The sequence below is a fragment of the Micromonospora psammae genome, from assembly GCF_036902725.1.
In the GTDB taxonomy this organism is placed as follows: domain Bacteria; phylum Actinomycetota; class Actinomycetes; order Mycobacteriales; family Micromonosporaceae; genus Micromonospora.
In genome coordinates this window covers 1-25,708 of sequence record NZ_JBAKHM010000035.1, presented here as the reverse complement: position 1 = coordinate 25,708, position 25,708 = coordinate 1, and the positions used below count along the sequence as shown (strand labels likewise).

Below are 25,708 nucleotides of genomic sequence, written 5' to 3'. Positions count from 1 at the left end.
GCTGCCGAGGGCCGCGGCCGCCATCGGCGGGGGCTGGTAGGCGTTATCGGTCCGGAGACGCCACCCCGCGACGTGCTTCGGCGGTGTGGCGGCGTCGACCCCGGCGACCACCGGCCGCAGGGCCGCCGGGCCGGCACACTAGCGTCGCCGGCATGGACGCCCGCACCGCAGGCCCGTCGACGCCCGCTGGCGTGGCAGGCCCGACCACACCCGCCCGCACCCTGCGCCGCTGGGGCGCCGGCCGGGCGGGGGCGGTCGGACTGGTGCTCGGCGGGGCGCTGTCGGTGAACTTCGGCTCGGCGGTCGCCGCACTGCTCTTCCCCCGGGCCGGGGTGGCCGGCACGGTGACCCTGCGGCTGGCCCTCGGCGCGCTGCTGATGCTGCTGGTCTGCCGGCCCCGGCTGCGCGGGCACGACCGGGCCGACTGGCTTGCCGTGGTCGCGTTCGGGCTCGCCCTCGCCGGCATGAACTCGGTGTTCTACCAGGCCATCGAGCGGATCCCGCTGGGGCCGGCGGTGACCCTGGAGGTGCTCGGACCGCTGACCCTGTCGGTGCTGAGCGCGCGCCGGTGGACCGCCTGGTGCTGGGCGGCCCTGGCGCTGGCCGGGGTGGCGCTGCTCGGCCAGGGTGGCTTCGACCGGCTGAACCCGGTCGGCGCGGCTCTCGCGCTGGGCGCCGGCGCGCTGTGGGCGGCGTACATCGTCTGCTCGGCGCGGGTCGGCGGCCGCTTTCCCCGCGCCGACGGCCTGGCCCTGGCCATGGCGGTGGCGGCGCTGGTCACCCTGCCCGTCGGGCTGCTCGACGCCGGGGCGCGGCTGTGGCAGCCGGGTGTGCTGGCGCTCGGCGCCGGGCTGGCGCTGCTCGCCTCGGTGCTGCCGTACACCCTCGAACTGCTGGCGCTGCGCCGGCTGGCCACCTCGACGTTCGCCGTCCTGATGAGCCTCGGCCCGGCGCTCGCCGCGCTCGCGGGGTGGCTGGTCCTTGGGCAGGAACTGCACGCCACGGAGGTGCTCGCGATCGGCCTGGTGATCGCCGCCAGCGTCGGCGCGGTCCGGGCCGCCAGCCCCACCGCCGGTCAGGCACCGGACGGCGGCTCTGCGGCCGAGGGCGCCGACGGGCGGCTCAGCGCAGCAGCCGCACCGCGCCCGGCACGGCGGTGATCCGCACCGGCAGGGCGAGGGAGCGTTCCCCGTCGGCGTACGTGGTGATGCCCTCGGCGGAGAGCTCCACCTCGCGCGCCCGGTAGCTGCGCACCAAAGGGTGCGTCACGTGGGTGCCGGCGTAGATGCGCGGCTTGACCCGCATCAGGGTGCGCCGGTCGAACCGCCCGCCGACCACCACGTCCAGCAGGCCGTCGGTCGGGTCGGCGGCCGGGCAGATCCGCATCCCGCCTCCGTAGCTGGCGCAGTTGCCGATCGCGACGAGGACCGCGTCGAGGTGGTGCTCCTCGCCGTCGAGACGCAGCGTGTAGCGGCGCGGGCGTAGCCGGGCCAGCTCGACCAGGATCGCCAGGTCGTACCGGCGGGGACCGCGGGGCCAGCGCATCCGGTTGGCCCGTTCGTTGACGATCGCGTCGAACCCGGCCGCGAGCACCGCCCCGTACCAGCGGTCGCCGCCGTCCGGGCCGGTCATCCGGGCCAGGTCCACCGGACGGCTGCGGCGCTCACGCAGCGCGGCGGCGATCACCTCGACGGCGGCGAGCGGGTCGGCGGGGAAGCCCGTGTCGACCGCGAAGTCGTTGCCGGTGCCCGCCGGGACCGGGCCGAACGGCACCGCCGTACCGGCGACCGCCTGCAACGCCTGGTGCACCGTGCCGTCACCGCCGACCGCGACCAGCGCGGCGGCGCCGCCGGCCACCGCGGCGCGGCACGCCGCCTCGGCCTCGTCGGGGGTACGCGCCGACAGCAGCTCGACCGCGCGGCCGGCGGCGGCCAGCCCGTCGAGCAGCCGGGGCAGCAGGTCACGGTGCCGCCCGCGGCCGGCGGACGGGTTGGCGAGCACGGCGACGGGGCCGGCCGGACGGTGATCGTCTGCGGTCACGGCGAGCACCGTACCGGTCCGCCGGACGCCGGCCGGCAGGGGCGGCATTCCGTGATCAGAAGGTGATGCGGACCTTGAGCGCGGTGCGCTCGTCCATCGCCCGGTAACCGTCGGGCACCCCGTCGAGGGTGACCGTCCGGTCGAAGACCGGCGAGGGGTCGAGGGTGCCGTCGAGCACGTCGGCGAGCAGCTCCGGAACGTACGCGCGGGCCGGGGCGACGCCGCCGGCCAAGGCGACGTTGCGGCCGAACATCTGCCCGATCTCGACGCCGGCGCTGCCGCCGTGCGGCACCCCCACGTAGCCGACCGCCCCGCCGTCGCGAGCGATCGAGATCGCGGTCCGCATCGACTCCCCGGTGCCGACCGCCTCCAGCACGGCGTGCGCGCCCTGACCACGGGTGAGCTCCTGCACCGCGGCGATCGCGGCGTCGCCCCGCTCGGCGACCACGTCGGTGGCGCCGAAGGAGCGGGCAATGTCGGTGCGGTTGGCGTGCCGGCCCAGCGCGATGATCCGCTCGGCGCCGAGGCGGCGGGCCGCCAGCACGCCGCAGAGCCCGACGGCGCCGTCCCCGACGACGGCGACGGTGACGCCGGGGCGGACCCGGGCGGCGAGGGCGGCGTGGTGGCCGGTGGCCATCACGTCGGAGAGGGCGAGCAGCGCGGTGAGCAGCCGCTCGTCGTCCGCGGCCTCGGCCGGCAGCCGCACCAGGGTGCCGTCGGCGTACGGGACGCGGACGGCCTCGCCCTGGCCGCCGTCGGAGCCCTCGGAGCCCCAGAACCCACCCTGCGGGCAGGAGGTGTGCAGGCCCTCGCGGCAGAAGTCGCAGACCCCGTCGGACCACACGAACGGCGCGACGACGAGGTCCCCGGTCCGCACCGAGGTGACGTCGGCGCCGACCGCCTCAACCACGCCGAGGAACTCGTGTCCGATCCGCTGCCCCGGCCGGCGGGCGGCAACCCCGCGGTACGCCCACAGGTCGCTGCCGCAGATGCAGGCGGTGACCACCCGCACCACCGCATCGGTGGGCCGGCGGACGGCGGCGTCCGGGACCTCCTCGACGCGGATGTCGTTCGGTCCGTGGATCACGGTGGCGCGCATGTGGCCGTCCTTCGTGGGCAGGGGTGGGCGCGGCGTCCCCGGCCGGGGCGACGACCGCCCGGAGGACGGTAGTACGGGCCCGCGCCGCGCCAACGCCGCCGGGCGGAGGTGGTGGCCGGACTCACCCCGCCCGGCCGGGCGGGACGACGCGCGGGCCTGCCGGGACCGGTCCGTGGAGCGGACGCCGGGAGGTCGAAAAGGACACGCGGCTGCGGATCGGACCGGGATACGCTGCCGGCCGCCGCGCCGACCGCCGCCGCGGGTGGATCACGGGGAGGAACGCCGTGCCGAACTTCGACCTCCGGACCGCCGACCTGCGGGTGCTCAACTCGCTGACCAAGTACCCGTCGATCCCGACGTACCACGCGCTCGACCCGCGCGACGGCGGGCTGCGTGAGGACGAGGTCGTCGGGTTCACCGGGGCGGTCACCCTCACCGAGAAGGTGGACGGCACCAACAGCCGGATCATCGTCACCCCGGACGGCGGGTATCTGATTGGCAGCCGCGAGGAGCTGCTGTACGCGCGCGGCGACCTGATCGGCAACCCGGCCCTGGGCATCGTGGACGCGCTGCGTGAGCTGGCCGAGCGGCTGCGCGCCGAGGCAGGCGACGGGATCACCGTCTGGTACTTCGAGGTGTACGGCGGGAAGGTGACCGGCGCGTCGAAGCAGTACACCGGCAGCCGCCGGGTCGGTCAGCGGCTCTTCGACGTGGTCGAACTCGACGGGTACGCCGACCTGCTGGAGCTGCCGGCCGAGCGGATCGCCGCCTGGCGCGACGGCGGCGGCCAGCCCTTCCTCGACGAGTCGGCGTTGCTGGACCGGGCGCGGGCGCACGACCTGGCGGCCGTGCCCCGGCTGGCCACGGTGGACGCCACCGAGCTGCCCCGCGACTTGGACAAGACGTACGCGTTCCTGGCCGACCGGCTGCCGCACACCCTGGTGGCGCTGGACGGCACGCCGGGCCGGTCCGAGGGTCTGGTGCTGCGCACCGCGGACCGGTCGGTGATCGCGAAGGCCCGCTTCCAGGACTACGAGCGGGCCCGGCGGCGGCGTTCCGGCGGGCGTTGAGCCCGACCGGGGCAGTCCGGCGCCGCTCGTTCTGGGCCGTGGCCGCCACCGCTGGGCAGGTTCGCCCAGCGGTGGCGGCCGGGTGATCGGTGGCGCCGCGCGGGGACCGTGCGGGCTGCCGGACCCGGGGATACTTGGTCACGTGCTGAATCAAGCGATGAGTCGGTTGCGCCGGCCGGGCAACGGCGGCGCCGCACGCTGGCTTCGCCGCGCCGTACTGGCCGTCGTCGTCGGCACTGCGGTCGGGCTGGTCACCACGGTGGCCAGTGTGAGCTGGGTCCGCTCCCAGGCCGAAGGGCACCTGTTCACCGTCGAGGACGTGCCGGAGGCGCCGGTCGCTCTGGTGCTGGGCGCGCAGGTCGACCGGGACGGTGTGCCGTCCGCGTTCCTCGCCGCCCGCCTGGAGATCGCTCGACAGCTGCTCGCCGCCGGCAGGGTCCGCGCGATCCTAGTCTCGGGCGACCACATGGACTGGGACTACGACGAGCCCGGCGCGATGCGGCGCTGGCTGGTCGACCGGGGCGTCGCGCCCGAGAAGGTGGTGCTCGATCACGCCGGCTTCGACACCTACGACTCGTGCTTCCGCGCGAAGCGGATCTTCGGGGTGGACCGGGCGACGGTGGTGACCCAGTCGTTCCACCTCCCCCGGGCCGTGGCGCTGTGCCGGCGGCTCGGTGTGGACGCCAACGGCGTGGGCGACGAGACGGTCAGGCGGTACCGCACAGCGTGGCGGGTCGGCTCCACGCGGGAACACGGGGCCTGCGTCAAGGCCGCGTGGGACGTGCTGTCCGGCCGCGACCCGGTCCACCTCGGCCGCCGGGAGAGCGGTGTCGACGACGCGCTGCGCGACTGACGGGGGCATCACCGTCCACCTGGTACGGCCGGTTCACCGCTGCCGGTACCGGAGTCGACGGCGGGCTGGCCGGTGTAGTTGGGGCGGGCCCGGTCGCCCCCGGAGGTACGCGTACGGCAGGTCGATCCGGGCCGGTCCGGTGCGGCTGGATGCGGTGCCGCCGCGCCCGACAAGCCGCTAGCATGCGGGCATGTGCCGGTACTTCGAGACCACTTACAAGGTCCACTACGTGTGCGTGTCGTGCCGTCGTAGTCACAAGTACCCCTGGGACGGCACGAAGCACCCATGCACGTCGTGTCGACAGCCGATGGTCCTCGCTGGGCACGACTTCGCGGCCCCCCGTCGACGGAATGACTCCGGGTGGGCCGCGGTTACGGCAGTTCTCGGGGCGGGACTGCGCTACGAGGGCTTCCAGGCCTGCGGGTGCGCGCGGGAGCCGAAGTTCCGGCCACGAACGCGCGCCCAGGTCCGCATACGGCGACGGGTCGCCAGCCGCCTTGGGTTGTCGGAGGCTGAGGCGATAGCTGCTCGGGATCCGTACGACCTCGGTTGACACCTTCGCGCTGACCCCACCGATCAGGTCCGCAATCGCCTGCTGATCGTCGGGCACCCGCGTCGACCACCGCACCCGCCCGGCCGCTCGTCCACGGCCACCCGACGGCAAACGACCTCGAGCCACACCCCGCCGACGCGCCGGCCCGGAACACCATCGGCAGTCCGCCCCTGGACACCCCTGCGCCGTCCGCACAGCCTGCAGCACACGGTCGGTCACCAACCGGCCGTGCACGACCGGTTTCGATCCCGCCCGCTTCTTTAACCTCTTGAAATTAGTCATGTTTCGTTACCTGGCCGTTATTGACGTGACCGGGCTCACTTCGGTTGACTGCGACGGAACCGCTTCCGCAACCGGTTCCGAAGCCCCTCCAGTCACCCGGGAGTCGTCACGTGCCGATCACCATCGCCGACGTCGCCGCCCGGGCGGGAGTGAGCAAGACGACCGTCTCCCGCGTGCTCAACGGCAAGGGCGAGGTCCGGGCTGGCACGGCGGACCGGGTCCGCGGGGTCATCACCGACCTGGGCTACGTGCCGAGCGCCCGCGCCGTCGGGCTGGCCCGCGGCCGGACCCGCGTGGTCGGCATGCTGGTGCCCGCCCTCACCTGGCCATGGACGGGCGAGGTGCTGCAGGGCGTGGTCGACGTCGTCGAGGCCGCGGGGTACGGCCTGCTGCTGTTCACCTGCGACCGGGGTGACGAGTCGATGCGGCGGTTCACCTCCCAGGTCTCCGCCCGATCCTTCGACGGGCTGCTGGTGGTCGAGCCGGAGGGCACCCTCGACCACATCACCGCCCTGCACGAGCGGGGCCTGCCGGTCATCCTCGTCGACGACCGCGGCCACCAGCCCCGCTTCCCCTCGGTGCAGACCACCAACGAGGCCGGCGCCCACGCCGCCGCCACCCACCTGCTGGACCTGGGCCGGCGACGCCCGCTCGTCGTCACCGGGCCGCGACGCTTCGGTTGCACCCACGCCCGGCTGGCCGGCTTCCTCGGCGGCTACGCCGACGCCGGACAGCCGGTCGACGCGGCCCTGGTGGTGGAGGGCGACTTCACCTTCGACTGCGGGCGCGCGGCGGTGCAGCGGCTGCTCGCCGACGACGTGCCGTTCGACGCCGTCTTCGCCCACAACGACCTCTCCGCCGCCGGGGCGCTGCAGGCGCTCCGCGACGCCGGCCGCCGGGTGCCGCACGACGTGGCGGTCGTCGGCTTCGACGACCTGCCACTGGCCTCGCACACCCACCCACCGCTGACCTCCGTACGCCAGCCGCTGCGGCAGATGGGAGCGGCGGCCGCCCGCGCGCTCATCGGCCACTTCGACGGCGCGCCCCTGCCCGACGCCCCCACCGTCATCCCCACCACCCTCACCGTCCGCGCCTCGACCGGCACCACCTGACCCGCTGCGCACCATCCGCCGACGCCGGCCGGCACACCCGCCGACCGGCGGCGGCATCGCACACCCTCTCCACCCACCACCACCCCGCTCCCGGACACGGGAGCACCGAGGGAGATCACCATGAGAAGACGACAGTTCGTCGCCGTCGCGCTGGCCGGCGCGGTGGCCCTGACCGGCTGCGGCGAGACCGCCAACACCCGGGCCCGGGACACCAAGGGCAGCGGCGCCACCGTGCTCAACGTCGGCATGCCCAACGGCCCGCAGACGGAGAACCACAACCCGTTCCTCACCACCTCCGCGGCATCGTCGCTGGGCTACCGCTGGCAGATCTACGAGCCGCTGATGATGTGGAACCCGGTCAAGCCGGCCGAGCCGTTCAAGCCGTGGCTGGCCACCAAGGCCGAGTGGAGCCCCGACTACACCTCGGTCAAGGTGACCATCCGCGACAACGCCACCTGGTCGGACGGAAAGCCGGTCACCGCCGAGGACGTCGCGTTCACCTACAACCTGGTCAAGGAGAACGAGGGCCTGAACCAGTTCGCGACGCCGTACAAGTCGGTGTCGAGCAGCGGCAACGAGGTGACCCTCACCTTCGACTCCCCGCAGTTCGTCAACCAGCAGAAGATCATCGCGCAGGTCCCGATCGTGCCGAAGCACATCTGGTCGGCGATCAAGGATCCGGCCACCGACATCAACAAGAACCCGATCGGTAGCGGGGCCTACACGCTCAAGTCGTTCACCCCGCAGACCAGCACCCTCTCGGTGCGCACCGGCGGCTACTGGCAGGAACTGCCGAAGGTCAAGGAGCTGCGCTACACCTCCTACACCGACAACAACGCGCAGACCACCGCCCTGGCCAACGGCGAGTCCGAGTGGAGCTTCGTCTTCATCCCCAACGTCAAGACCGTCTTCATCGGCAAGGACCCGGCCCACCACAAGATCTGGGCGCCGGCGGTGCTCGGCATCCACGGCCTCTACGTCAACACCACCAAGAAGCCGTTCGACAACCCGGCGCTGCGCCGGGCGATGAACATGGTGATCAACCGGGAGGACATCTTCCAGCAGGCCGAGGCGGGCTACTTCCACCCCCTCGTGCGCAGCGTGACCGGCCTGCCCAGCCCGGCCGGTGACGCGTTCATCTCCCCGGAGTTCAAGGGGCAGGAGCACCGGGTCGACGTGGACGGGGCGAAGAAGACCCTGACCGATGCCGGGTTCAAGTACTCCGGCAACACCCTGCTCGACCCGACCGGCAAGCCGGTCACCCTCACCCTGACCGACCCCGCCGGCTGGTCGGACTACCAGACCAGCCTGGAGATCGTGAAGGACAACCTGTCGAAGATCGGCATCACCGCCACCGTCGACAAGGCCAACCAGGACGCCTGGTTCCGCAACGTGGAGGAGGGCAAGTTCGACGCCACCTTCCGGTGGACCAACGGCGGCGCCACCCCGTACGACATCTACCAGACGGTGATGGACGGCCGGCTGCTCAAGCCGATCGGCAAGGCCTCCCCGGCCGGCAACTTCGGCCGCTTCAACAACCCGCAGGCCACCGCCGCTCTGGTCGCGTACGCCAACGCCACCGACGACGCGGCGCGGACCGCGGCCCTGGCCACCCTGCAGAAGGTCTTCGTCGAGCAGATGCCGATGATCCCGGTCGGCGCGGACAACGTCGGCGCCGCCTACAGCACCAAGAACTGGACCGGCTGGCCGGACGACGCGAACGCCTACGGCGCGGCCCAGCCGACCCAGCCGAACGCCGCCGACGTCGTGCTGCACCTGCGGCCCGCCGGCTCCTGACCCGCTGCGGCCCGGGCGGCGGCGAGCACGCCGCCGCCCGGGCCCCGGCGACCACCCATCCGAGCAGACAGGAAACCGGCATGACACCGTCCACCCCGGACGCGCCGGCCGTCGGCGAGGAGGTGCTGGAGGCGGTCGGCCTGACCAAGCACTTCCCCGTCCGCAGGCGGCTGCGTGGCCTCTTCTCCGGCACCCGGCCGGCCGTGCGCGCGGTCGACGACGTCCACCTCACCCTGCGCCGTGGCCGGGTCACCGCCCTGGTCGGCGAATCCGGCTCCGGCAAGTCGACGGTGGCCCGGTTGCTCGCGCAGCTCTACCCCCGCACCGCCGGCACCGTCCGCCTGCACGGCGAGCCGGTCACCGTCCACGGCGGGCGGCCCTTCCGGGCGTACGCCCGCCGGGTGCAGCTGATCTTCCAGGACCCGTTCGCGTCGCTGAACCCGGTGCACACCGTGCGGTACCACCTGACCCGGGCGCTGCGCATCCACGGCAACGCCGGCCGCGGCGCCGCCGAGCTCGACGCGGCCCTGGCCCGCCTGCTGGAGCGGGTCTCACTCACCCCGCCCGAGCGGTACCTGGACAAGTTCCCGCACGAGCTCTCCGGCGGGCAGCGGCAGCGGGTCGCTATCGCCCGGGCCCTCGGCGCCGACCCGCAGGTGCTGCTCGCCGACGAGCCGGTCTCCATGCTCGACGTCTCCATCCGGCTCGGCGTGCTCAACCTGCTCCGCGACCTGAAGGAACGGCTGCACCTGGCCATCCTCTACATCACCCACGACATCGCCTCGGCCCGCTACTTCGCCGACGAGACCCTGGTGATGTACGCGGGACGCCTGGTCGAGGGGGGCGACAGCGAGACCGTCACCCAGCACCCAGCGCACCCGTACACCCGGCTGCTGATCGCCTCGGCGCCCGACCCGGAACGGCTCACCGGCGAGGCCCGCGACGAGGATCGGGACCGGGGGGACGGGGAGCCGCCGAGCCTGATCCGGCCACCGGCCGGCTGCCGCTTCCACCCGCGCTGCCCGGCGGCGATGCCCCGCTGCGCCACCGAACTGCCGGGGCGGCTGGAGGTCGGTGACCGGCCCGGCCACTGGGCGGCCTGCTGGCTCTACGACCCGCAGACCACCGCGGCCGAGGACGTCGTGGCGGTGGAGCGATGATCTACCTGCTGCGTCGGGCGGCCTTCTACCTGTTCACCGCGTGGGCGGCGCTGACCATCAACTTCTTCATCCCCCGGCTGATCCCGGGCGACCCGGTCAAGTCGCTGATCTCCCGCTACCAGGGCCAGCTCAGCACCGACGCGATCAACTCGCTCTACGTGCTCTTCGGCATCGACTCCGACGAGAGCCTCTGGGACCAGTACGTCGACTACTGGGCGCAGCTGCTCCGCGGCGACCTGGGGCTGTCGTTCACCGCGTTCCCCGCGCCGGTCTCGGAGGTGATCGCCGACGCGCTGCCGTGGACCCTCGCCCTGGTCGGGATCACCACCCTGGTCAGCTTCGCCCTCGGCACCGGCCTGGGCGTGCTGGCCGGCTGGCGGCGCGGCTCCTGGCTGGACGGTCTGCTGCCGGCCACCACGTTCCTCTCCTCGGTGCCGTACTTCTGGTTGGGTCTCGTCGCGATCGCCCTGCTCGCCGGGCCCGGCAGCTTCTTCCCCTCCTCCGGCGGGTACGAGCCGGGCCTGGTCCCGGCGCTGGACACCATCTTCCTGGGCAGCGCCGTGCAGCACAGCCTGCTGCCCGCCGCGACCATCCTGGTCTCGTCGATGAGCGGCTGGATCCTCAGCATGCGCAACATGATGGTGACCGTCGCCGCGGAGGACTACATCACCGTGGCGCACGCCAAGGGCCTGCCGGAACGGCGGGTGGCGCTGAGCTACGCCGCCCGCAACGCGCTGCTGCCGAACGTGGCCGGCTTCGCGCTGTCGCTGGGCTTCATCGTCGGCGGCACCCTGCTGGTGGAGATCGTCTTCTCCTACCCGGGGCTGGGCTTCCTGCTCTTCCGGGCCGTCAGCGCCAAGGACTACCCGCTGATGCAGGGCATCTTCCTGGTCATCACCCTCTCGGTGCTGGTGGCGAACCTGCTGGCCGACCTGGCGTACCTGGCGCTCGACCCACGTACCCGCAAGGAGGGCTGAGTCGTGAGCATCCCCACCTCCAGCATCGAACAGGTCATCCCGAAGCAGGGCGCGATGGCGCAGCCCGCCGCCGCGCGACGCCGGCGGTGGCGCTTCGTCGCCAACGCCAAGGCCGCGACCGGCCTGGCCGTGGTCGCGCTGTACGCGCTGCTCGCGGTTATCGGGCCGTGGATCGCCCCGTACGACCCGGACGCCCGCAGCGCCGACCTGCTCCAGCCGCCCTCGGCGCAGCACTGGTTCGGCACCACCCACCTCGGTCAGGACGTGTTCAGCCAGATCCTGGTCGGCACCCGGGGGGTGATGCTGGTCGGCCTCACCGCCGGGGTGGTGGCCACCGTGCTCTCCGTCCTGGTCGGGGTGACCGCCGGCTACCTCGGCGGGTTCTACGACGACGGGCTCTCCGCGCTGTCCAACGTGTTCCTGGTGATCCCGGCGCTGCCGCTGATCATCATCGTCACGTCCACCGTCACCGACGCCGGCGACCTGGTCGTCGCGCTGGTCATCGGCCTCACCTCGTGGGCGTGGGGCGCCCGGGTGCTGCGCGCGCAGACGCTGTCGCTGCGTCGGCGCGACTACGTGGAGGCGGCCCGGGCCACCGGCGAGACCACCTGGCGGATCATCGTGTTCGAGGTCCTGCCGAACCTGACCGCGATCATCGCCTCCGGCTTCGTCGGCACGGTCATCTTCGCGGTCATGTCGGAGATCACCCTGGCCTTCATCGGCATCTCGTCCATCTCGCCGTGGAACTGGGGCACTATCCTGTTCTGGGCGCAGAGCCAGCAGGCGCTCGCCCAGGGCGCCTGGTGGTGGTTCGTGCCGGCCGGGCTGGCCATCGCCCTGCTGGGCACCGCCCTGGCGCTGATCAATTTCGGCATCGACGAGTTCGTCAGCCCTCGGCTGCGCAGCGCCGGCCGGACCCGGGTCCGGGCCGCCAACGGCCAGGTCGTGCGGATGCGGGTCGGGTTCACCCCCGTGCTGGCGCGGCCCGCGGCGACCCCCGGGCCGCGCCCGGAACCGGTCGCCCCGCAACAGAAGGAGGTCGCCCGGTGAGCGCGAGCAGCGCGACGGTCGCGAGTGCAGGAAAGGTTCCGATGAGCGAGCCGGTGCTGGAGATCCGCAAGCTCCGGGTGGACTACGGGTTGGGCGACGAGGCGGTGCACGCGGTCCGCGACGTGGACCTCACCCTGCACCGCGGCGAGGTGCTGGGCCTGGCCGGGGAGAGCGGCAGCGGCAAGTCCACCCTGGCGTACGGGCTGACCCGGCTGCTCCCCCCGCCGGGGGTGATCAGTGGCGGCGAGGTGATCTACCACCCGGCCGACGGTCCGCCGGTCGACGTGCTGGCGCTGACCCCGGCCCAGCTGCGGGCGTTCCGCTGGGCCGAGACGTCGATCGTGTTCCAGGGGGCGATGAACTCGCTCAACCCGGTGCACCGGGTCTCCACCCAGCTGATCGACGTCATCCGGGCGCACGAGCCGCGGACCACGCCGGCGGCCCGGCTGGCCCGGGCCCGGGACCTGCTGCGGCTGGTCGGCATCGCCGCCGACCGGCTGGACAGCTACCCCCACCAGCTCTCCGGCGGCATGCGGCAGCGCGTCATGATCGCGATGGCGCTGGCGCTGGAGCCGCAGGTCGTCATCATGGACGAGCCCACCACCGCCCTGGACGTGGTGATGCAGCGGCAGATCCTCGGCCAGCTCGCCGAGCTGCGTGAGCGGCTCGGCTTCGCGGTGCTGTTCATCACCCACGACCTGTCGTTGCTGGTGGAGTTCTCCGACCGCATCGCCATCATGTACGGCGGCCGGATCATCGAGGAGGCGCCGGCCGGACAGCTGTACCGCCACGCCCTGCACCCGTACACCGACGGGCTGCTGCACTCGTTCCCGGCGTTGCGCGGCCCACGCCGGGAGTTGACCGGCATCCCCGGCTCACCGCCGGACCTGCGGGCGATGCCGACCGGCTGCGCCTTCCACCCGCGCTGCCCCCGCGCCTTCGACCCCTGCGACAGCCGCCTGCCACCGCTCGGCCCGCCCGCCGACCACGACCCGGGCCGGACCGTGGCCTGCTGGCTGCACCCCGCCGAGCAGGCGGTCCCCCGGTGAGCCGCGGTCCGACCGGCCCGGCGCCCACCCGCGTACCCGATCCACCCGCAACCGCGAGGAGAACCATGGACAGCGACCTCACCCGACCGACGACGACCGGGCAGGCCGACCCGATCGACACCCTGCCGCCGACGTTCCGGTGGGGGGTGGCGACGTCGTCGTACCAGATCGAGGGCGCCGTCGCCGAGGACGGCCGGACACCGTCGATCTGGGACACCTTCTGTCGGGTGCCCGGCGCGGTCGCCAACGCCGACACGGGCGACGTGGCCTGCGACCACTACCACCGGATGCCGCAGGACGTCGCCCTCATCGCCGACCTGGGCCTGGACACGTACCGCTTCTCGGTGGCCTGGCCGCGGGTGCAGCCCGGCGGGCGCGGGCCGGCCAACCCGGCCGGGTTGGCCTTCTACGACCGCCTCGTCGACGAGCTGCTCGGCCGCGGCGTCGACCCCTGGGTCACCCTCTACCACTGGGACCTGCCGCAGGAGCTGGAGGACGCCGGCGGCTGGCCGGTCCGGGACACCGCCTACCGGTTCGCCGACTACGCGGAGCTGGTCTTCGACGCCCTCGGCGACCGGGTGAAGACCTGGACCACGCTGAACGAGCCGTGGTGCTCGGCGATGCTCGGCTACGCCTACGGCGCGCACGCGCCGGGCCGGCGCAACCTGGGCGACGCGATCTCCGCCGTGCACCACCTGCTGCTCGGGCACGGACTGGCGACCCAGCGGCTGCGGGCGGCCGCCCCGGGTCCGGTGGACCTGGGCATCACCGTGAACCTGGCCACCGCCGACCCGGCCACCGACAGCCCGGCCGACCGGGACGCCGCCCGGGCCGCCGACGGGCTGGGCAACCGGCTCTACCTGGACCCGCTGTTCCACGGCCGGTACCCGGAGGACGTGGTGGCCGATCTGGCCCGCGAGGGGGTGCGCATCCCCGTCGAGGAGGGCGACCTCGAGGTGATCTCCACCCCGATCGACGTGCTCGGGGTCAACTTCTACTTCGGGCAGCTCTTCTCCGGCGTCGACGAGCAGGGCCGGGAGCGCGACGACGAGGGCCGACCGGTGCAGCGGGTGGTGCGGCGGGACCTGCCGCGCACCGCGATGGACTGGGAGATCGTGCCGGAGTCCTTCACCGAGCTGCTGGTGCGGCTCAGCAAGGACTACCCGGGCGTGCCGATGGTGATCACCGAGAACGGCGCGGCCTTCGACGACCAGCCCGACGCCGAGGGCTTCGTCGCCGACGACGACCGGGTGGAGTACCTGGCCGAGCACCTGCGCGCGGTGGCCCGGGCCCGGCTGGCCGGGGCCGACGTGCGCGGCTACTTCGCCTGGTCCCTGCTGGACAACTTCGAGTGGGCGTACGGCTACGACAAGCGGTTCGGCATCGTCCGGGTCGACTACGCCACCCAGCAGCGGACGCCGAAGCGCAGCGCGCTGTGGTACCGCGACACCGTCCGGCGGGTCCGCGGGGAGCGCTGAGCCGGCAACGCGGCGGCCGTCCGGGGTTCCCCGGTCGGCCGCCGCACCCGCGCTCGGCGTGGCGCACGCCTGATCTCCTCAGGAGGCGACGCGCTCGGCGATCCGACGGAAGGCCTCCCGGGTCGCCGAGCCCGGCTCGGCGACGTAGATGATCAGCCGCTGGTCGGTCTCCGGGACGTGCAGTACCCGGCACTCGAATTCCAGCGGCCCCAACTCCGGGTGGGCGATCCGCTTGACGGTCGGGCGGCGCTCGCCGACGTCGTGCTCGGCCCAGAGCGCGGCGAACCGGGGTGACACCCCGAGCAGCTCGGTGACCAGCCCGGTGATCCTCGGGTCGGCCGGGTAGCGGCCGTACGCGGCCCGCAGGTCCGCGATCGAGGTACGGGCGAAGCGAAGCGTCTCCGGGTCGTCCCAGTGCGACCGGGGCACCGCCCGGCGGAACATCCGGCGGATCATGTTCCGCTCGTCGGCCGGCACCGCCGACAACTCGCCGACGAACCAGGTGGCCAGCCGGTTCCAGGCGAGCACCTCGTAGGCTGCGTCGACCAGGTAGGCCGGGCTCTCCGTCATGGCGTCGAGCAGGTGCCGCAGCCCCGGCGTGACCTCCCGGCTCGGCCCGGTGGAATCCGGCGGGCACTCCCCGCGGGTGATCCGGAACAGGTACGTCCGCTCGTCCCGGGTGAGCAGCAGTGCCCGGGCCAGCGCGGCGAGGATCTGCCCGGACGGCTGCGGTCCGCGCCCCTGTTCCAGCCGGATGTAGTAGTCGATCGACATGCCGGCGAGCTGGGCGACCTCCTGCCGGCGCAGCCCGGGCGTGCGGCGGCGTACCCCCTCGGGGAGGCCGACCTCGGTGGGACGCAGCCGGGCTCGGCGGCTGCGCAGGAAGGCGGCGAGTTCGCCGCGCCGCAGCATCGTCATGCCCCCAGCTTGCCGTAGCCGCGCCCGGCGAGGGTGGTACCCCCGATACCAGCCTCGGCGGGCCTCTCCCGGCGGGGCGGCGCCGGCGGCAGGCTCGACGGCATGACGACGACGATCGCCCTGATCACCGGGGCCAACAAGGGAATCGGCCTGGCCACCGCCCGGCAGCTCGGCGCGCTGGGATGGACCGTGCTGGTCGGCGCGCGGGACGCCACGCGGGGCCGCAAGGCCGAGCGGACGCTGCGCGACGGCGGCGCGGACGCCCGCTTCGTGCCGCTGGAGGTCACCGACGAGCAGTCGGTCGCCGCCGCGGCCAAGTTCGTCGAGGAGGAGTACGGCCACCTCGACGTGCTGGTCAACAACGCCGGGATCGTGGGAGCCGACGGCCTGACGCTGCCCAGCGAGACCAACCTCGCCACCCTGCGCGAGGTGTACGAGACGAACGTGTTCGGCGTGGTGGCGATGACCAACGCGCTGCTGCCGCTGCTGCGCGAGGCACCGGCGGCCCGGATCGTCAACGTCTCCAGCGAGGTCGGCTCGATCGCGGTGATGACCGACCCGCAGGATGCCCTGTTCCCGCTGACCTCGATCCCGTACCCGACGTCGAAGGCGGCGCTGAACATGGTCACCGCCATGTACGCCAAGGAGTTGCGGAACACCCCGATCAAGGTGAACGCGGCCAACCCCGGCTACTGCGCGACCGACATGAACGGCAACTCCGGTTTTCGCACCTCCGAGCAGGGCGCGGAGGTCAGCGTGCACCTGGCGACGCTGCCGGCGCACGGGCCGAGCGGCCATCTGTGGGGGTTTCAGACGGACGCCGGCGGCGGGTACGGGGTGTTGCCCTGGTGACGACTAGCCACCGATGGCCCAGCCGAGCCCTACGTTCAGGCTGTGCGGTCCGTCGTTCCCAAGCCCGCCGCCGTTACGATCAGGCAGGTCGACCTGATCGAGATGCACCGAGACCGGCGGATGTACGAGTGGCAAGTCGTCGCCCGAATGCCGCTCCGCTAGCTCGGACGGTGTGCGTCGCCCCTCCGGGCAGCGCAGGCAGCGCGCCTGTCTTGTCCCACCACATGCTTGACGAATCCGTCCCAGCACATGCACGACAGTCAGCCTTAATTCCTCGGTCGTCCTGGTGTCAGTCGGTGACATCTGAGTGCCTGCGGGCGCACTCAGGCTCAGGCAGAGAACGAACCATTGCCGCCAAGTCGCCATGCACGAGGGGAAGGCCGCCCAGCTCGCTGATCCCGACCCAGGCGATGTCGTCATGCTCGTCAGGTGCACGGTTGGTGGGAGAGCCAACCCAGTCTCCAATTTGCCAGACGCCCACGTGAACGGCGTCCTCACCACTGCCGGCATGCCAGTCGCCCAACCGTGAAGCGGACTCCGCCACAATGTGAACACCGAGCTCCTCGTGCATCTCACGCGCGAGGGCTTGTAGTTCTGACTCACCCGCTTCGACATGTCCCCCGGGCAGATCCCAGAGATCTGGGTATGCCCGTTTGGTCGGGCTGCGGTGTACTAGCAGGACCGCGCCGTTTTCAACGAGTGCGCCTGTGACGACGACATGCATGGCGGGATTAGAGCACAGGGATTGGACAAGCTCGCTCCAGCCAAAGGGGACACCCAGGCGTCCGGACCCGCGATCCGATCGCTACGGGGCGTGGCAGCCCATCGCCGGCGGTTCGGCCATGCCGCGATGCGCGCCCGTGTCGTGGGGTGAAGGCTTCCGCAGCGCCCTTTGAGGATCATGTCGGGCATCAGGGGACGTGAGCGTCAACTATGTCCCGTGACCTCGACAGGCAACAAGAGCGTGTACGTGGACCAGCGGAGCAACGGCGGGACGTGGCGTTCGTTGGGCACCTTCCCCCTCGCCGCGGGGGACGCCAACCTGGTCGGCGTGAGCCGGTGGGTCTCGGGGACGGGTTACGTGGTCGCCGACGCCGTACGCATCACCCGGGTCTGAGCAACGTCCGACACGTCGCCCGCCCGCCCACGGGCGCAAGCATCACCCGCGCCCGCGCTCGGTGGACGGGACCGAGCCGGTGGCCCGGGCCCCTCCGCCGTCGGCTCAGAAGTGGTACGCGGTGAGGTACTCGGGCACCAGCACCCGGCTGCGCGGCGACACCTCACGAACCGCTGCGATGAGGTCGTCGAGGCGCTGGCGGTCGTTCGGCGCCACCGTCGGCGGGTTGGTCAGGTCCGTCTCGAAGTTGTCCCAGTGCACCGGCACCACGACCTTCGGGTAGTCCAGGGCCGCCATCAGCCGGGGCACGTAGTCGGCGGTCGAAGCGGTCGCGGCCGAGGCCACCATCGCCACGTCGGGGGCCAGGCCCACGAGGTTCCGCTCGGTGAAGTCGCTCGCCCCCATGAAGAACACCGCCGGCCCGCCGGCGATCCGGATCTGGTACGCCAGCGTGTCGCCCTCGGGCAGGTCCGCGATGGTGGCCGGCTTCGGCGGCCGGGTGAACCGCACGCCTGGGAAGGCCATCGAGTACCCGCCGTTGCGGCTGTGCAGCGAACTGACCACCTCGACGGTGTAGTCGCCGAAGTCCAGCACCTCCCCGCCCCTGACCGGGCTGAGCTGCGTGGCCGGCACCCCGTACGCCAGGCCGAGGTGGTAGGCCGTGAGGGTGCCGAAGACCCGGGCACCGGTCCGCCCGGCGATGTATGGGACGTCGTTGAAGTGGTCCCAGTGGGTGTGGGTGACCAGCACGTTCTCCGCCCGGTCCAGGTGGGAGTCGATGACGTCGGTCCGCACCTTCAGCGGCGTCTCCGGCTGGAAAGCGCCGGTGAACAGGCCGGTGCCGAAGCGGCTCAGGTACGGGTCGACCAGGACGGTTCGGTCGCCGATGTCGATGCGCCAGCCGGACGTGCCCCACCAGCGGAAACTGACCGCGCCACGGCGACGGCCAGTGGTGACGCCGCCGGGCGCGGTGGCCGGCGTGGCGGCCTGGGCCGGCGCGGCCCACGCGGCGGCGGTGACCCCGCCCACGGAGACGGCGGCGGTGCCGACCGCGGCTTGCCGGAGCAGGCGGCGACGGTCGATGCCGGAGGTGCGGTGTTCGGGCATGGTGGTCCTTCCGTGAAGCTCGGTGATCGGTACGCCCACCCCACCACCGGGACGAGGCCCACGTCCAAGATCAAGGAGCCGCCCCGGCGATATCCGTTCGCATATCGCTCCAGCGCACGGCCGCTGCCGGCGGCCTCGCCCGGCCAAAAACTCAGTCGGCGCGCAGCGCCTCCACGGCTACCCGGGCCGCTTCGCCGATCGCCAGGTCGACGTCGATCCGCCGGGTGTCGAGCCGTTCGGTGCGAGCGGAGACCGCGATCGCGTACCGGCCGCCGTCGGGGTACTCGACCACGCCGGCCTCCAGGTGCAGACCCGGCAGGGTGCCGCTCTTTGCGGCGACCCGCACCGTGGGTCGGAAGCCGGAGGCGAGCCGGGTCCAGAACAGCTGTCGGCCCATCAGCTCCCGCACCATGGTGCAGGCGGCGGCCGGCCCGGCCTCGTCCCGCCAGATCAGGCAGAGCAGCCGGGTCAGCTCCCGGGCCGTGCTGGAGCTGGTGTGCGCCGGGTCGAAGATCCTCATCGCCCGGACCCGCTCCATTGGCAGTGTGGGGAAGATCCGGGCGAAGTCCGCCTCGGTGCGGGCGCCGACGTCGGCGAGCATCGTCTCCACCAGTTGCCGTGGGCCGCCCACGATCCGGGTACGCGGCAGCCCCAGCTCGGCGGCGAGCATCGGCACCACGTCCGGGCCGACCCGGCGCAGCAGCAGGTCGGCGGCGGTGTTGTCGCTGACCGACATGGCAAAGTAGGCGAGGTCGCGCAGGGAGACCTCGGCGTCGTCGGCGCAGCCAGCGATCCCCCACCCGCCGAGCCGGTCGTCGGCCCGCACCAGCACCCGCTCGGCAGGGTCGAGCTGGCCGGCGGCGACCTGCCGGGCGAACTCCAACGCCAACAGGATCTTGAAGACCGAGGCGATCACCACCTGCTCGTCCGCCCGAACCCCCACCTCCCGCTCGTCCTCGCCGTTCACCTTCACCACGTGCAGGTTCCCCCGAACCGCCACCCGCTCGAAGATCTTCCCGACCCGCTCCCCCACATCCACCTCCCCACGCTAATCCCGCCGCCGCCTCGCGCCACGGGCCGCCAGGTCCGGCGCAACCAGCGCCACAGCAGGAGGGCGATGAGCACGCCGAGAACGACGAGGAGCGTCAGGACGGCCGGCCAGGGACCGCACTGGGGCGGGACGGCCAGGTCGGCAGCAGGCCGGTGACGGACGGCAGGTCGAACACCTGGCAGTTCTGCATGCCCAGTTCGCAGGTGCCGCCCGGGGTGGGACAGGGTCCGGCGGTGTGGCCGCCACATGATCGGCTTGCGCATAGGGTGCGGGGGTGGATCTGCTACGGCAGCTGCGGCACTTCGTGGTGGTCGCGCGGGAGCTGCACTTCGGGCGGGCGGCCGAGGAGCTGGGCATGGCGCAGCCGCCGCTGAGCCAATCGATCCAGCGGCTGGAGCGGGAACTGCGCGTCGAGCTCTTCGACCGGTCCCGGCGGCAGGTCCGGCTGACCACCGCCGGCCAGCTCCTGCTCGGCGAGGCCGACGAGCTGCTCGCCGCCGAGCAGCGGCTACGCAACGTCATCCACCAGGTACGCGAGGGCGCGCTGGGTGTCCTGCGGGCGGGCGTACCGCCGGAGACGCCGGCGGTGACCCTGCGCGCGCTGCTGGACCGGTTCGCCACCGAGGCGCCCGGGCTGGAGGTCGACCTGCACGAGCTGGCCAGCGCCGAACAGGTCCGGATGCTCGCCGAGGGGCAGCTCGACGCGGGCCTGCTGCACCACCCGACGGACGAGGCGGGGCTGCGCTTCGGCCCGGCGGTGGAGGTACCGCTGGGGGTGCTGCTGCCGCGGTCGGCGCCGCTGGCCCGGGCCCGGCAGGTCGACCTGGCCGAACTGGCGGGGCTGGATCTGATCGCCGCGCCGCCCGCGACGGCACCCGGCTGGCACGAGCACCTCCTGGCCGTCTGCCGGTGGCACGGCTTCACGCCCGGCCGGGTCCGGTACGCCCGCAACCCGGAGTTCCTCTTCGGACTGGTGCTGGCCGGCGGGGCGGTGGCCGTCGAGCCGGAGGCGCTGGCCCGGCGCGAGCCGCGGATCGCCTGGCGGCCGGTGGCCGGGCAGCCACTGGTGAAGCGCACCTCGGCGGCCTGGCCGAACCGGTCGCCGCACCCAGCCGCGCCGATGTTCGGGCAGTTCGCCGCCGAGGTGCTGGCCCACGCCGAGCCGCCGCCCGGGCCCGCGGCGATCGCGCCGGCCGCCCGCGCCTGGCCGGTGCTCTTCGAGGCCGGCCAGGGTTGAGAGCTGCGTCGTCGGACAGGCCCAACCAGGCGGACACCGTGAGATCGACATGCGACACCGGCATCTGCCTGCGAGCGGAACATCGGCGGGATGGAGAACGACCGCAGCCCCGACGCCCGGCGCCGCACGACCGGCGACAATCGAGTGCGCCGCGACCTACGGAAGCGCTGCCGGGCACTGGCCCGATCGCTTACGCCCACGAGCGAGCTGCCATGATCAGCGAATGGAGTTGGTACTCGATCCACCTCGCGGGGTAGGCCCGCTGTCGCTCGGGATGACGATCGACGAGGCCCGCGGGGCGCTCGAAACCCTCGGCCGGCTGACGCCGACCGCCCACGGCGAGCTGGCCGTGCACCTGTCGAGCGGGCTGGGGTTCAGCGTGGGATTCGGGGTCGGACCAACACGGGGCCGGGTCATCGCGATCGAGGTGTGGCGTCCACAGGAGCGGGACCTGGTGCGGTACCGCGATGTCGATGTCTTCGGGCTGCCCGCGCTGAAGGTCGTGGAGCGGCTACGTCGCCACGTCGACCTCGTGCCGAACGAGGGCGACGACGGGTTCACCGCGCGGGAGCTGTACCTCGCGCTATGGCGGCCATTCGCCGCGGACGACGACCCGGACGAGCAGCAGGGCCACTTCTTCCAATCGGTGCTCTTGGCCCGGCCCGGCTACGACGACACCCCCGCCGAGGCAGCGGCCCGGCTCGCCGCTGGCGGCGAGCCGGGCTACTGACCCATCTGATCAGCGTCCGGTATCTCCTACCGGGCCACGCTCACCACGGCGCACTCGTCTCGACAGGGCCAGGTGTCGCTGCCCAACCACTCGCAACGAACCGTGACGCCCGATCGGCGGCCAGATGCGCGCCACGGTGGGCCCGCTCAGCGCCGGCGTCGACCGGTGACGGTCAGGGTCACCGCCATGACGGCACAGCCGAGGGTGAGGACGGCGAGGACAACGAGCGACGGATTGACGTACGTCGGTACCAGGTCGTAGCCGGCGTTGCACCGGTTGTGCAGCGGAAACCACCGGCCCGGCTCCCGCCAGTGCTCGGCCCGATAGCCGGTGTCGTAGTGCTGGCCCAGCCAGTCGCACGTCTCGCCGATATCGTAGGCAACCCTGCTGAACAGGCCGTAGACGTACAGCAGCAGGGTGCAGGAGGCGGTGATCAGGGCGAGCCGGACCCAGCCGCCGGGCGACCGCCATGCCCGTACGGCTCCCCGGCCACCCCACAGCAGAGCGCCGAGTACGGCGACCGGCACCAACGACCGCATCATGGCACGTCACTGCAGAACGTGTAGGCGGTGAGGTACTCCGTCATCGCGATCCGGATCCTCGGGGCGACCTTCGGGATCGTGGCGGGCGCGTCGAGGCGCTGGCGATCGTTCCGGTCCAGCGTGCGGCGGATTCCGCAGTGCCGTCTCAACGTTCGTCCCAGTGCACCGGCGCCACGGTACCGGCGGCAACCGCGACGGCTGCACCAGGGTGATGAATGCCCGAGCCGGCACGCGCGGTCGGCGGCATGAGCGTGCGTCTCTATCTGGCGCTGCCCTCGGACGCCTCGGGGCGAACATAGCGCGACAGCACCAACGCTTGAGCGGCGATGACGCAGGTCGGCGCGGTCAGCCAACCGGGCGGCTGCGTCAGGTGAGGGCCACCAGCACGGCCTGACCGTTCGCGGCTGCGGCGCGGTAGAAGCGGCGCAATTCGGTGAAGTGCGACATCAGGTAGTCGAGGTCGTCAGTGCCGTTGGTCCAGATGTTCGGGTAGATGTCAGCCGCCGCCATGGCGCCCGGGTCGAAGCGGGCGCGCAGCGTATCCGCATCCAGTGCGTCGAGCGCGGTGGCGACGGCGCGGACGGTGTCCTCATCGAGCAGCCGGGGTGGACCGTAGCCACCATCCTGTCCGATCTCGACACCGCCGAGGACCGCAGCGCCGGCGCCCTCACCGATCAGCCAGGCGGTGCCGGTGAGCAGGTAGTGGATGCCGTGCCACGACTTGTCTAGGTCCAGCTCAGGCTCGGGCATCTCAGTCTCATCGTCGTCGAGGTCGCCGTACAGCAACGTGTCGACCGCCGTCGGGTCGGCGCGCACCGCTGCCAACTCCTCGCCCGACAAGCGGCGTCCGATCAATGCCATGCCCACGCAGCGGCCCTTCTCGATCGCCGGCACTGTCACGCGGTCGGCGGCCTTCGTCAGGCGACACCGTACCGCCACCTCGATCGCCCTTACAGGTCAGCAGCCGTCAGGGCGACGTCGCCCGTAGCCAACACGACTACAGGAGGTGATTACCTCGGCTCAGCCCGCACGGTGGCACGGGTGGCCCCCGCCTGTCGGCCGATGGCAACCACGGCGGCGACGGTAATCGGGACGAGTGTCAGGTGGCAGAGGGCCAGTGTCGGCTTGCTCGCGGTGTCGAAATCGGCGGGCAGGGTCATCAGGACGATCGCGCCGACCGCCAGTACCGGGCCGACGACCAGGGCGGCCCGGATGACCCAGGCAGCATGCGGTGCCAGCAGAGCGACTGCGGCAAGGCCGATCAGCAGTGGTACCGCGCTGAAACCAGCGACGGTGAGCGCGTCGACCTCGGCCGGTCCGTTGGAAGAGGTGAACTGGAAGGTGCCGCCGGCTGCTCGCCCGGCGCCGTAGAGGATGAGATTGACCGCCACGGCGGTGGCGCCGCCGAGGGCGACGACCGCCACCCGGGAGAAACTAGACATCAGCAGGCTCCGTGCCGCGTTGACGGGCCAGGAACGCCTCGATACGGGCGAACGCGCCGGCCCACACCTCGCTGACGAAGAAGTCACGGATCTCGGGGACGGGGAAGCCGCTCTGGACGACGGTCATCAGGGTGCCGCCGTCCTTCTCTTCGAAGGTGACCTCGATGCGGGTCGTCATGGTCATGCCGTCCGGGCTGGCACCGGTGGACTCGGTGACGAGTCGGTGCGGGCGATCGATCTCGACGAACGTCTGCGTCTCCCGGAACAGCATGTCGCGGCTGGGCCCCCACACCGCGGTCTGCTGTCCGCCGACCCTCAGATCGACCTCGATCTCGACGATGCCGGGCTGCTCGTCGAGGATGGTGAACCAGATCTTCTGCTTCTCGGCGTCGGTGTACGCGTCGAAGACCTCCTCCGGTGTCGCGGGCAGTTGCCGCGTCATCCGCATGTCGAGTGTCATGAATTCTGTCCCTTCGGGCCGGGCTGGAGGGTGAGGTAGGCGTCGAGACCGTCGAGGCGGCGGGCCCAGAGCCGCTGGTAGAAGCTGATCCAGGCCATCGCTTCGTCCAGCGGCGCGACGCCGAGGCGGCACTGACGTGACCGGCCGACCTTCTCTGTGACGACGAGTCCGGCATCTTCGAGCACCTGGACGTGCTTCTTCATACCGGTCAGGCTCATCCCGGCGGGCTCGGCGAGCTCGCCGATGGTGGCCGGGCCGTCGCCGAGTCGGATCAGAATGCCTCGGCGGGTCGGATCGGCCAGCGAGGCGAACACCCGGTCCAGGACATGTTGATGAACCATGTGGTTCACCTTACGACTCTGAACCTTCAAGTTCAATATCCTCAACAGCAGGACGGCGTGCTCGCCACGCTGCCGGGTGCCGCGACTGCCTTGGCCCTGATCCCGAAGCAGGACGCCGACCTGCTTCCCGATCCGGCTCGCATCGGGCTGCCGACCGGCGATGGATCCTCAACTGCCGGCCCAGTGCTTCGGCTGGTACCAGCGCCGGCTCCCGGAGCCGCATCGCGAGCGGCAACGCCGCGCCTTGTCAGCGGCAGATCCGTGCATGCGATCATGGGCTTGGTTGCGCGGTCAGGCTGTCGAGCCGGTGGTACCTCGACGCGGGACGGGGCGGCCCTGAGCCGGGTTGGTGAGGCCTGGCATAGGCCGCCACCCGTGCTGCTGACGCGGTCCGCCAACCGCTATCCCCGAGTCAGGTGGTGTGCGCCGTTGCGTCGCGGTGCCACCGTGACTCGCTGACCGCCGCGGCCGCCCAGACCAGGAGCAACCCGAGCCCGGCCAGGGTGATCTGCCGGAATCTGATGAGTCATGAACGGCTCCCAGAGCAGCGTGTACGGATACGTGCCGAATCTCGCGGCCACGCCGTAGACCAGGCCGCCGGGCACCTCGTCGCTGCGTCAGAGCAGGGTGACCGCGTCGCGGCGACGATGTAGCGGCGGCCGTGCGGCGCACGATCAGAATCGTGCGGGTCCGCGGCCTGCCAACGACATCAACACCTGCGTGGCGAGTAGCTTGCGGATGCCGGTGACGGCGACTGTCCCCATCCGATCGTAGGGCAGTTCCAATTGCAGCCCTTCGACTGCGTTGCGAAGGTCTGTCGTGATCTCGTCCGGGCGGAACGTGCCGCCCCAGCCGTTGAGTCCTCCGCGCTGGTTGGTACTGAGGGAAGCCATGCCGGATATGCATGCGCCGTCGGCCAGGATCAGCCTCGCAGGACCCGAGTAGGTCGTCGTCATAGTCATCAACCCTTCAGGATGTAACGCCGTGCACCCCGGGTCCCGGCTGTCTGGCAGTCATCAGGAGGCGAGGCGTCGAGTCCGACCATGGTGTGCTCCACCTGGACCGCGACCGTACGTGCCTCAACCGTCAGGACGACGGCGATGCGGAATTCGGCTCGTCAGCGATAAGGGTCGACGTCTGCGTCTGTCTGGTTCATGAGTCAAAGGCGCGCGCCTTGGGCGAGCTGACAGTCGGCCTGGGCAGATTAGCGCCCGAGGTCCGAATCGATCCGAAGAGAACACGCCGGCAATGCTGAGCTGGCTCCACAGCGAGATGGCCGGCCTTTTGCCGATCAGACGATTTTCGCGATGCCGTGGTGAGCGCATGAAACGCCGAACGGCGGCCCGCTGAACCAGTCGGGCCGCCGTTCGCAGAGTGTGAATCAGAGCGGG

25 protein-coding genes and 1 pseudogene are annotated in these 25,708 nt (G+C 72.1%); 14 read left to right on the top strand and 12 right to left on the bottom strand.

Going from position 1 to position 25,708, the window contains the following annotated elements:
* The first annotated feature begins 152 nt into the window (after positions 1–152).
* Positions 153–1,160, top strand: a complete 1,008-nt coding sequence (locus V6U79_RS27695; RefSeq protein WP_334616429.1) for an EamA family transporter — start codon at positions 153–155, stop codon at positions 1,158–1,160.
* Here V6U79_RS27695 and V6U79_RS27690 read toward each other — a convergent pair.
* Both V6U79_RS27690 and V6U79_RS27685 read right to left on the bottom strand, forming a co-directional pair.
* Positions 1,123–2,049 (bottom strand): diacylglycerol kinase family protein, encoded by a 927-nt coding sequence (locus V6U79_RS27690; RefSeq protein ID WP_334616443.1) that lies wholly within the window; start codon positions 2,047–2,049, stop codon positions 1,123–1,125. The two genes, V6U79_RS27695 and V6U79_RS27690, sit on opposite strands and share 38 nt — an antisense overlap.
* A 46-nt stretch (positions 2,050–2,095) precedes the next feature.
* Positions 2,096–3,139 carry a zinc-dependent alcohol dehydrogenase family protein gene (locus V6U79_RS27685; RefSeq protein ID WP_334616428.1) on the bottom strand — a complete coding sequence of 348 codons (1,044 nt, stop codon included), beginning with the start codon at positions 3,137–3,139 and terminating at the stop codon, positions 2,096–2,098.
* A gap of 284 nt (positions 3,140–3,423) precedes the next feature.
* On the opposite strand from V6U79_RS27685, the gene V6U79_RS27680 reads away from it, so the two are divergent.
* The 9 genes from V6U79_RS27680 (at position 3,424) to V6U79_RS27640 (ending at position 14,520) form a co-directional block, all read left to right on the top strand.
* Positions 3,424–4,209: an RNA ligase family protein gene (locus V6U79_RS27680; RefSeq protein ID WP_334616427.1), complete on the top strand. Its 786-nt coding sequence runs from the start codon at positions 3,424–3,426 to the stop codon at positions 4,207–4,209.
* Between the two features lie 157 nt (positions 4,210–4,366).
* Entirely contained in the window at positions 4,367–5,062 is a 696-nt protein-coding gene (locus V6U79_RS27675) for a SanA/YdcF family protein (RefSeq protein ID WP_442933829.1), read from the top strand.
* A gap of 945 nt (positions 5,063–6,007) precedes the next feature.
* Positions 6,008–7,009, top strand: a complete 1,002-nt coding sequence (locus V6U79_RS27670; protein ID WP_334616425.1) for a LacI family DNA-binding transcriptional regulator — start codon at positions 6,008–6,010, stop codon at positions 7,007–7,009.
* Positions 7,010–7,129: 120 nt separating this feature from the next.
* The gene (locus V6U79_RS27665) at positions 7,130–8,806 is read left to right on the top strand and encodes an ABC transporter substrate-binding protein (RefSeq protein WP_334616423.1); all 1,677 of its coding nucleotides are present in this window, start codon (positions 7,130–7,132) and stop codon (positions 8,804–8,806) included.
* An 80-nt stretch (positions 8,807–8,886) separates the two neighbouring features.
* Positions 8,887–9,966, top strand: a complete 1,080-nt coding sequence (locus tag V6U79_RS27660; protein ID WP_334530529.1) for an ABC transporter ATP-binding protein — start codon at positions 8,887–8,889, stop codon at positions 9,964–9,966.
* Positions 9,963–10,943 (top strand): ABC transporter permease, encoded by a 981-nt coding sequence (locus V6U79_RS27655; protein WP_334530531.1) that lies wholly within the window; start codon positions 9,963–9,965, stop codon positions 10,941–10,943. Before V6U79_RS27660 ends, V6U79_RS27655 begins: the two co-directional genes overlap by 4 nt.
* Before the next feature lie 3 nt (positions 10,944–10,946).
* Positions 10,947–11,993: an ABC transporter permease gene (locus V6U79_RS27650; protein ID WP_334616422.1), complete on the top strand. Its 1,047-nt coding sequence runs from the start codon at positions 10,947–10,949 to the stop codon at positions 11,991–11,993.
* A 41-nt stretch (positions 11,994–12,034) separates the two neighbouring features.
* Positions 12,035–13,042 (top strand): ABC transporter ATP-binding protein, encoded by a 1,008-nt coding sequence (locus V6U79_RS27645; RefSeq protein ID WP_334616420.1) that lies wholly within the window; start codon positions 12,035–12,037, stop codon positions 13,040–13,042.
* Between the two features lie 65 nt (positions 13,043–13,107).
* The gene (locus V6U79_RS27640; RefSeq protein WP_334616417.1) at positions 13,108–14,520 is read left to right on the top strand and encodes a GH1 family beta-glucosidase; all 1,413 of its coding nucleotides are present in this window, start codon (positions 13,108–13,110) and stop codon (positions 14,518–14,520) included.
* 78 nt (positions 14,521–14,598) lie between these two features.
* On the opposite strand, the gene V6U79_RS27635 is transcribed toward V6U79_RS27640, so the two are convergent.
* Positions 14,599–15,438, bottom strand: a complete 840-nt coding sequence (locus tag V6U79_RS27635; RefSeq protein ID WP_334616415.1) for a helix-turn-helix transcriptional regulator — start codon at positions 15,436–15,438, stop codon at positions 14,599–14,601.
* Between the two features lie 102 nt (positions 15,439–15,540).
* Here V6U79_RS27635 and V6U79_RS27630 point away from each other — a divergent pair, with 102 nt between their 5' ends.
* Positions 15,541–16,290 carry an SDR family oxidoreductase gene (locus V6U79_RS27630; protein ID WP_334616413.1) on the top strand — a complete coding sequence of 250 codons (750 nt, stop codon included), beginning with the start codon at positions 15,541–15,543 and terminating at the stop codon, positions 16,288–16,290.
* Positions 16,291–16,579: 289 nt separating this feature from the next.
* Here the strand turns inward: V6U79_RS27630 and V6U79_RS27625 are convergent, their stop codons facing one another.
* Positions 16,580–17,014: an NUDIX domain-containing protein gene (locus V6U79_RS27625; RefSeq protein ID WP_334616411.1), complete on the bottom strand. Its 435-nt coding sequence runs from the start codon at positions 17,012–17,014 to the stop codon at positions 16,580–16,582.
* A gap of 219 nt (positions 17,015–17,233) precedes the next feature.
* Here V6U79_RS27625 and V6U79_RS27620 point away from each other — a divergent pair.
* Positions 17,234–17,407, top strand: a pseudogene (locus V6U79_RS27620) (golvesin C-terminal-like domain-containing protein); the annotation flags it as partial.
* 105 nt (positions 17,408–17,512) lie between these two features.
* Here V6U79_RS27620 and V6U79_RS27615 read toward each other — a convergent pair.
* Together V6U79_RS27615 and V6U79_RS27610 are read right to left on the bottom strand one after the other, a co-directional pair.
* A complete protein-coding gene (locus tag V6U79_RS27615; protein WP_334616409.1) occupies positions 17,513–18,514 on the bottom strand; it encodes an MBL fold metallo-hydrolase in 1,002 nt (333 codons plus the stop codon).
* Between the two features lie 151 nt (positions 18,515–18,665).
* Entirely contained in the window at positions 18,666–19,553 is an 888-nt protein-coding gene (locus V6U79_RS27610) for a serine hydrolase (RefSeq protein ID WP_334616407.1), read from the bottom strand.
* Between the two features lie 286 nt (positions 19,554–19,839).
* Here V6U79_RS27610 and V6U79_RS27605 point away from each other — a divergent pair, with 286 nt between their 5' ends.
* Together V6U79_RS27605 and V6U79_RS27600 are read left to right on the top strand one after the other, a co-directional pair.
* Positions 19,840–20,802: a LysR family transcriptional regulator gene (locus tag V6U79_RS27605; protein ID WP_334530554.1), complete on the top strand. Its 963-nt coding sequence runs from the start codon at positions 19,840–19,842 to the stop codon at positions 20,800–20,802.
* A gap of 223 nt (positions 20,803–21,025) precedes the next feature.
* Positions 21,026–21,532: a hypothetical protein gene (locus V6U79_RS27600; RefSeq protein ID WP_334530557.1), complete on the top strand. Its 507-nt coding sequence runs from the start codon at positions 21,026–21,028 to the stop codon at positions 21,530–21,532.
* A 146-nt stretch (positions 21,533–21,678) separates the two neighbouring features.
* Here the strand turns inward: V6U79_RS27600 and V6U79_RS27595 are convergent, their stop codons facing one another.
* The 6 genes from V6U79_RS27595 to V6U79_RS27570 all read right to left on the bottom strand — a co-directional run bounded on the left by V6U79_RS27595 (position 21,679) and on the right by V6U79_RS27570 (position 25,273).
* The gene (locus V6U79_RS27595) at positions 21,679–22,074 is read right to left on the bottom strand and encodes a hypothetical protein (RefSeq protein ID WP_334530560.1); all 396 of its coding nucleotides are present in this window, start codon (positions 22,072–22,074) and stop codon (positions 21,679–21,681) included.
* A 366-nt stretch (positions 22,075–22,440) separates the two neighbouring features.
* Positions 22,441–22,968, bottom strand: a complete 528-nt coding sequence (locus V6U79_RS27590; protein ID WP_334530563.1) for a YfbM family protein — start codon at positions 22,966–22,968, stop codon at positions 22,441–22,443.
* 116 nt (positions 22,969–23,084) lie between these two features.
* Positions 23,085–23,498 carry a DUF6069 family protein gene (locus V6U79_RS27585; protein ID WP_334530566.1) on the bottom strand — a complete coding sequence of 138 codons (414 nt, stop codon included), beginning with the start codon at positions 23,496–23,498 and terminating at the stop codon, positions 23,085–23,087.
* A gap of 10 nt (positions 23,499–23,508) precedes the next feature.
* On the bottom strand, positions 23,509–23,976 hold the full coding sequence (locus tag V6U79_RS27580; RefSeq protein ID WP_334616406.1) for an SRPBCC family protein: 468 nt from the start codon (positions 23,974–23,976) through the stop codon (positions 23,509–23,511).
* Positions 23,973–24,317 (bottom strand): ArsR/SmtB family transcription factor, encoded by a 345-nt coding sequence (locus tag V6U79_RS27575; protein ID WP_334530572.1) that lies wholly within the window; start codon positions 24,315–24,317, stop codon positions 23,973–23,975. Before V6U79_RS27575 ends, V6U79_RS27580 begins: the two co-directional genes overlap by 4 nt.
* A 674-nt stretch (positions 24,318–24,991) precedes the next feature.
* On the bottom strand, positions 24,992–25,273 hold the full coding sequence (locus tag V6U79_RS27570; RefSeq protein WP_334530575.1) for a hypothetical protein: 282 nt from the start codon (positions 25,271–25,273) through the stop codon (positions 24,992–24,994).
* Positions 25,274–25,708: the final 435 nt, after the last annotated feature.

Coding starts and splice junctions, on each gene's coding strand:
- V6U79_RS27695 (WP_334616429.1), top strand. CDS start 153: ATGGACGCCCGCACCGCAGGCCCGTCGACGCCCGCTGGCGTGGCAGGC.
- V6U79_RS27685 (WP_334616428.1), bottom strand. CDS start 3,139: ATGCGCGCCACCGTGATCCACGGACCGAACGACATCCGCGTCGAGGAG.
- V6U79_RS27675 (WP_442933829.1), top strand. CDS start 4,367: ATGAGTCGGTTGCGCCGGCCGGGCAACGGCGGCGCCGCACGCTGGCTT.
- V6U79_RS27665 (WP_334616423.1), top strand. CDS start 7,130: ATGAGAAGACGACAGTTCGTCGCCGTCGCGCTGGCCGGCGCGGTGGCC.
- V6U79_RS27660 (WP_334530529.1), top strand. CDS start 8,887: ATGACACCGTCCACCCCGGACGCGCCGGCCGTCGGCGAGGAGGTGCTG.
- V6U79_RS27655 (WP_334530531.1), top strand. CDS start 9,963: ATGATCTACCTGCTGCGTCGGGCGGCCTTCTACCTGTTCACCGCGTGG.
- V6U79_RS27645 (WP_334616420.1), top strand. CDS start 12,035: ATGAGCGAGCCGGTGCTGGAGATCCGCAAGCTCCGGGTGGACTACGGG.
- V6U79_RS27640 (WP_334616417.1), top strand. CDS start 13,108: ATGGACAGCGACCTCACCCGACCGACGACGACCGGGCAGGCCGACCCG.
- V6U79_RS27635 (WP_334616415.1), bottom strand. CDS start 15,438: ATGACGATGCTGCGGCGCGGCGAACTCGCCGCCTTCCTGCGCAGCCGC.
- V6U79_RS27630 (WP_334616413.1), top strand. CDS start 15,541: ATGACGACGACGATCGCCCTGATCACCGGGGCCAACAAGGGAATCGGC.
- V6U79_RS27625 (WP_334616411.1), bottom strand. CDS start 17,014: ATGCATGTCGTCGTCACAGGCGCACTCGTTGAAAACGGCGCGGTCCTG.
- V6U79_RS27615 (WP_334616409.1), bottom strand. CDS start 18,514: ATGCCCGAACACCGCACCTCCGGCATCGACCGTCGCCGCCTGCTCCGG.
- V6U79_RS27600 (WP_334530557.1), top strand. CDS start 21,026: ATGGAGTTGGTACTCGATCCACCTCGCGGGGTAGGCCCGCTGTCGCTC.
- V6U79_RS27595 (WP_334530560.1), bottom strand. CDS start 22,074: ATGATGCGGTCGTTGGTGCCGGTCGCCGTACTCGGCGCTCTGCTGTGG.
- V6U79_RS27580 (WP_334616406.1), bottom strand. CDS start 23,976: ATGACACTCGACATGCGGATGACGCGGCAACTGCCCGCGACACCGGAG.
- V6U79_RS27575 (WP_334530572.1), bottom strand. CDS start 24,317: ATGGTTCATCAACATGTCCTGGACCGGGTGTTCGCCTCGCTGGCCGAT.
- V6U79_RS27570 (WP_334530575.1), bottom strand. CDS start 25,273: ATGACGACGACCTACTCGGGTCCTGCGAGGCTGATCCTGGCCGACGGC.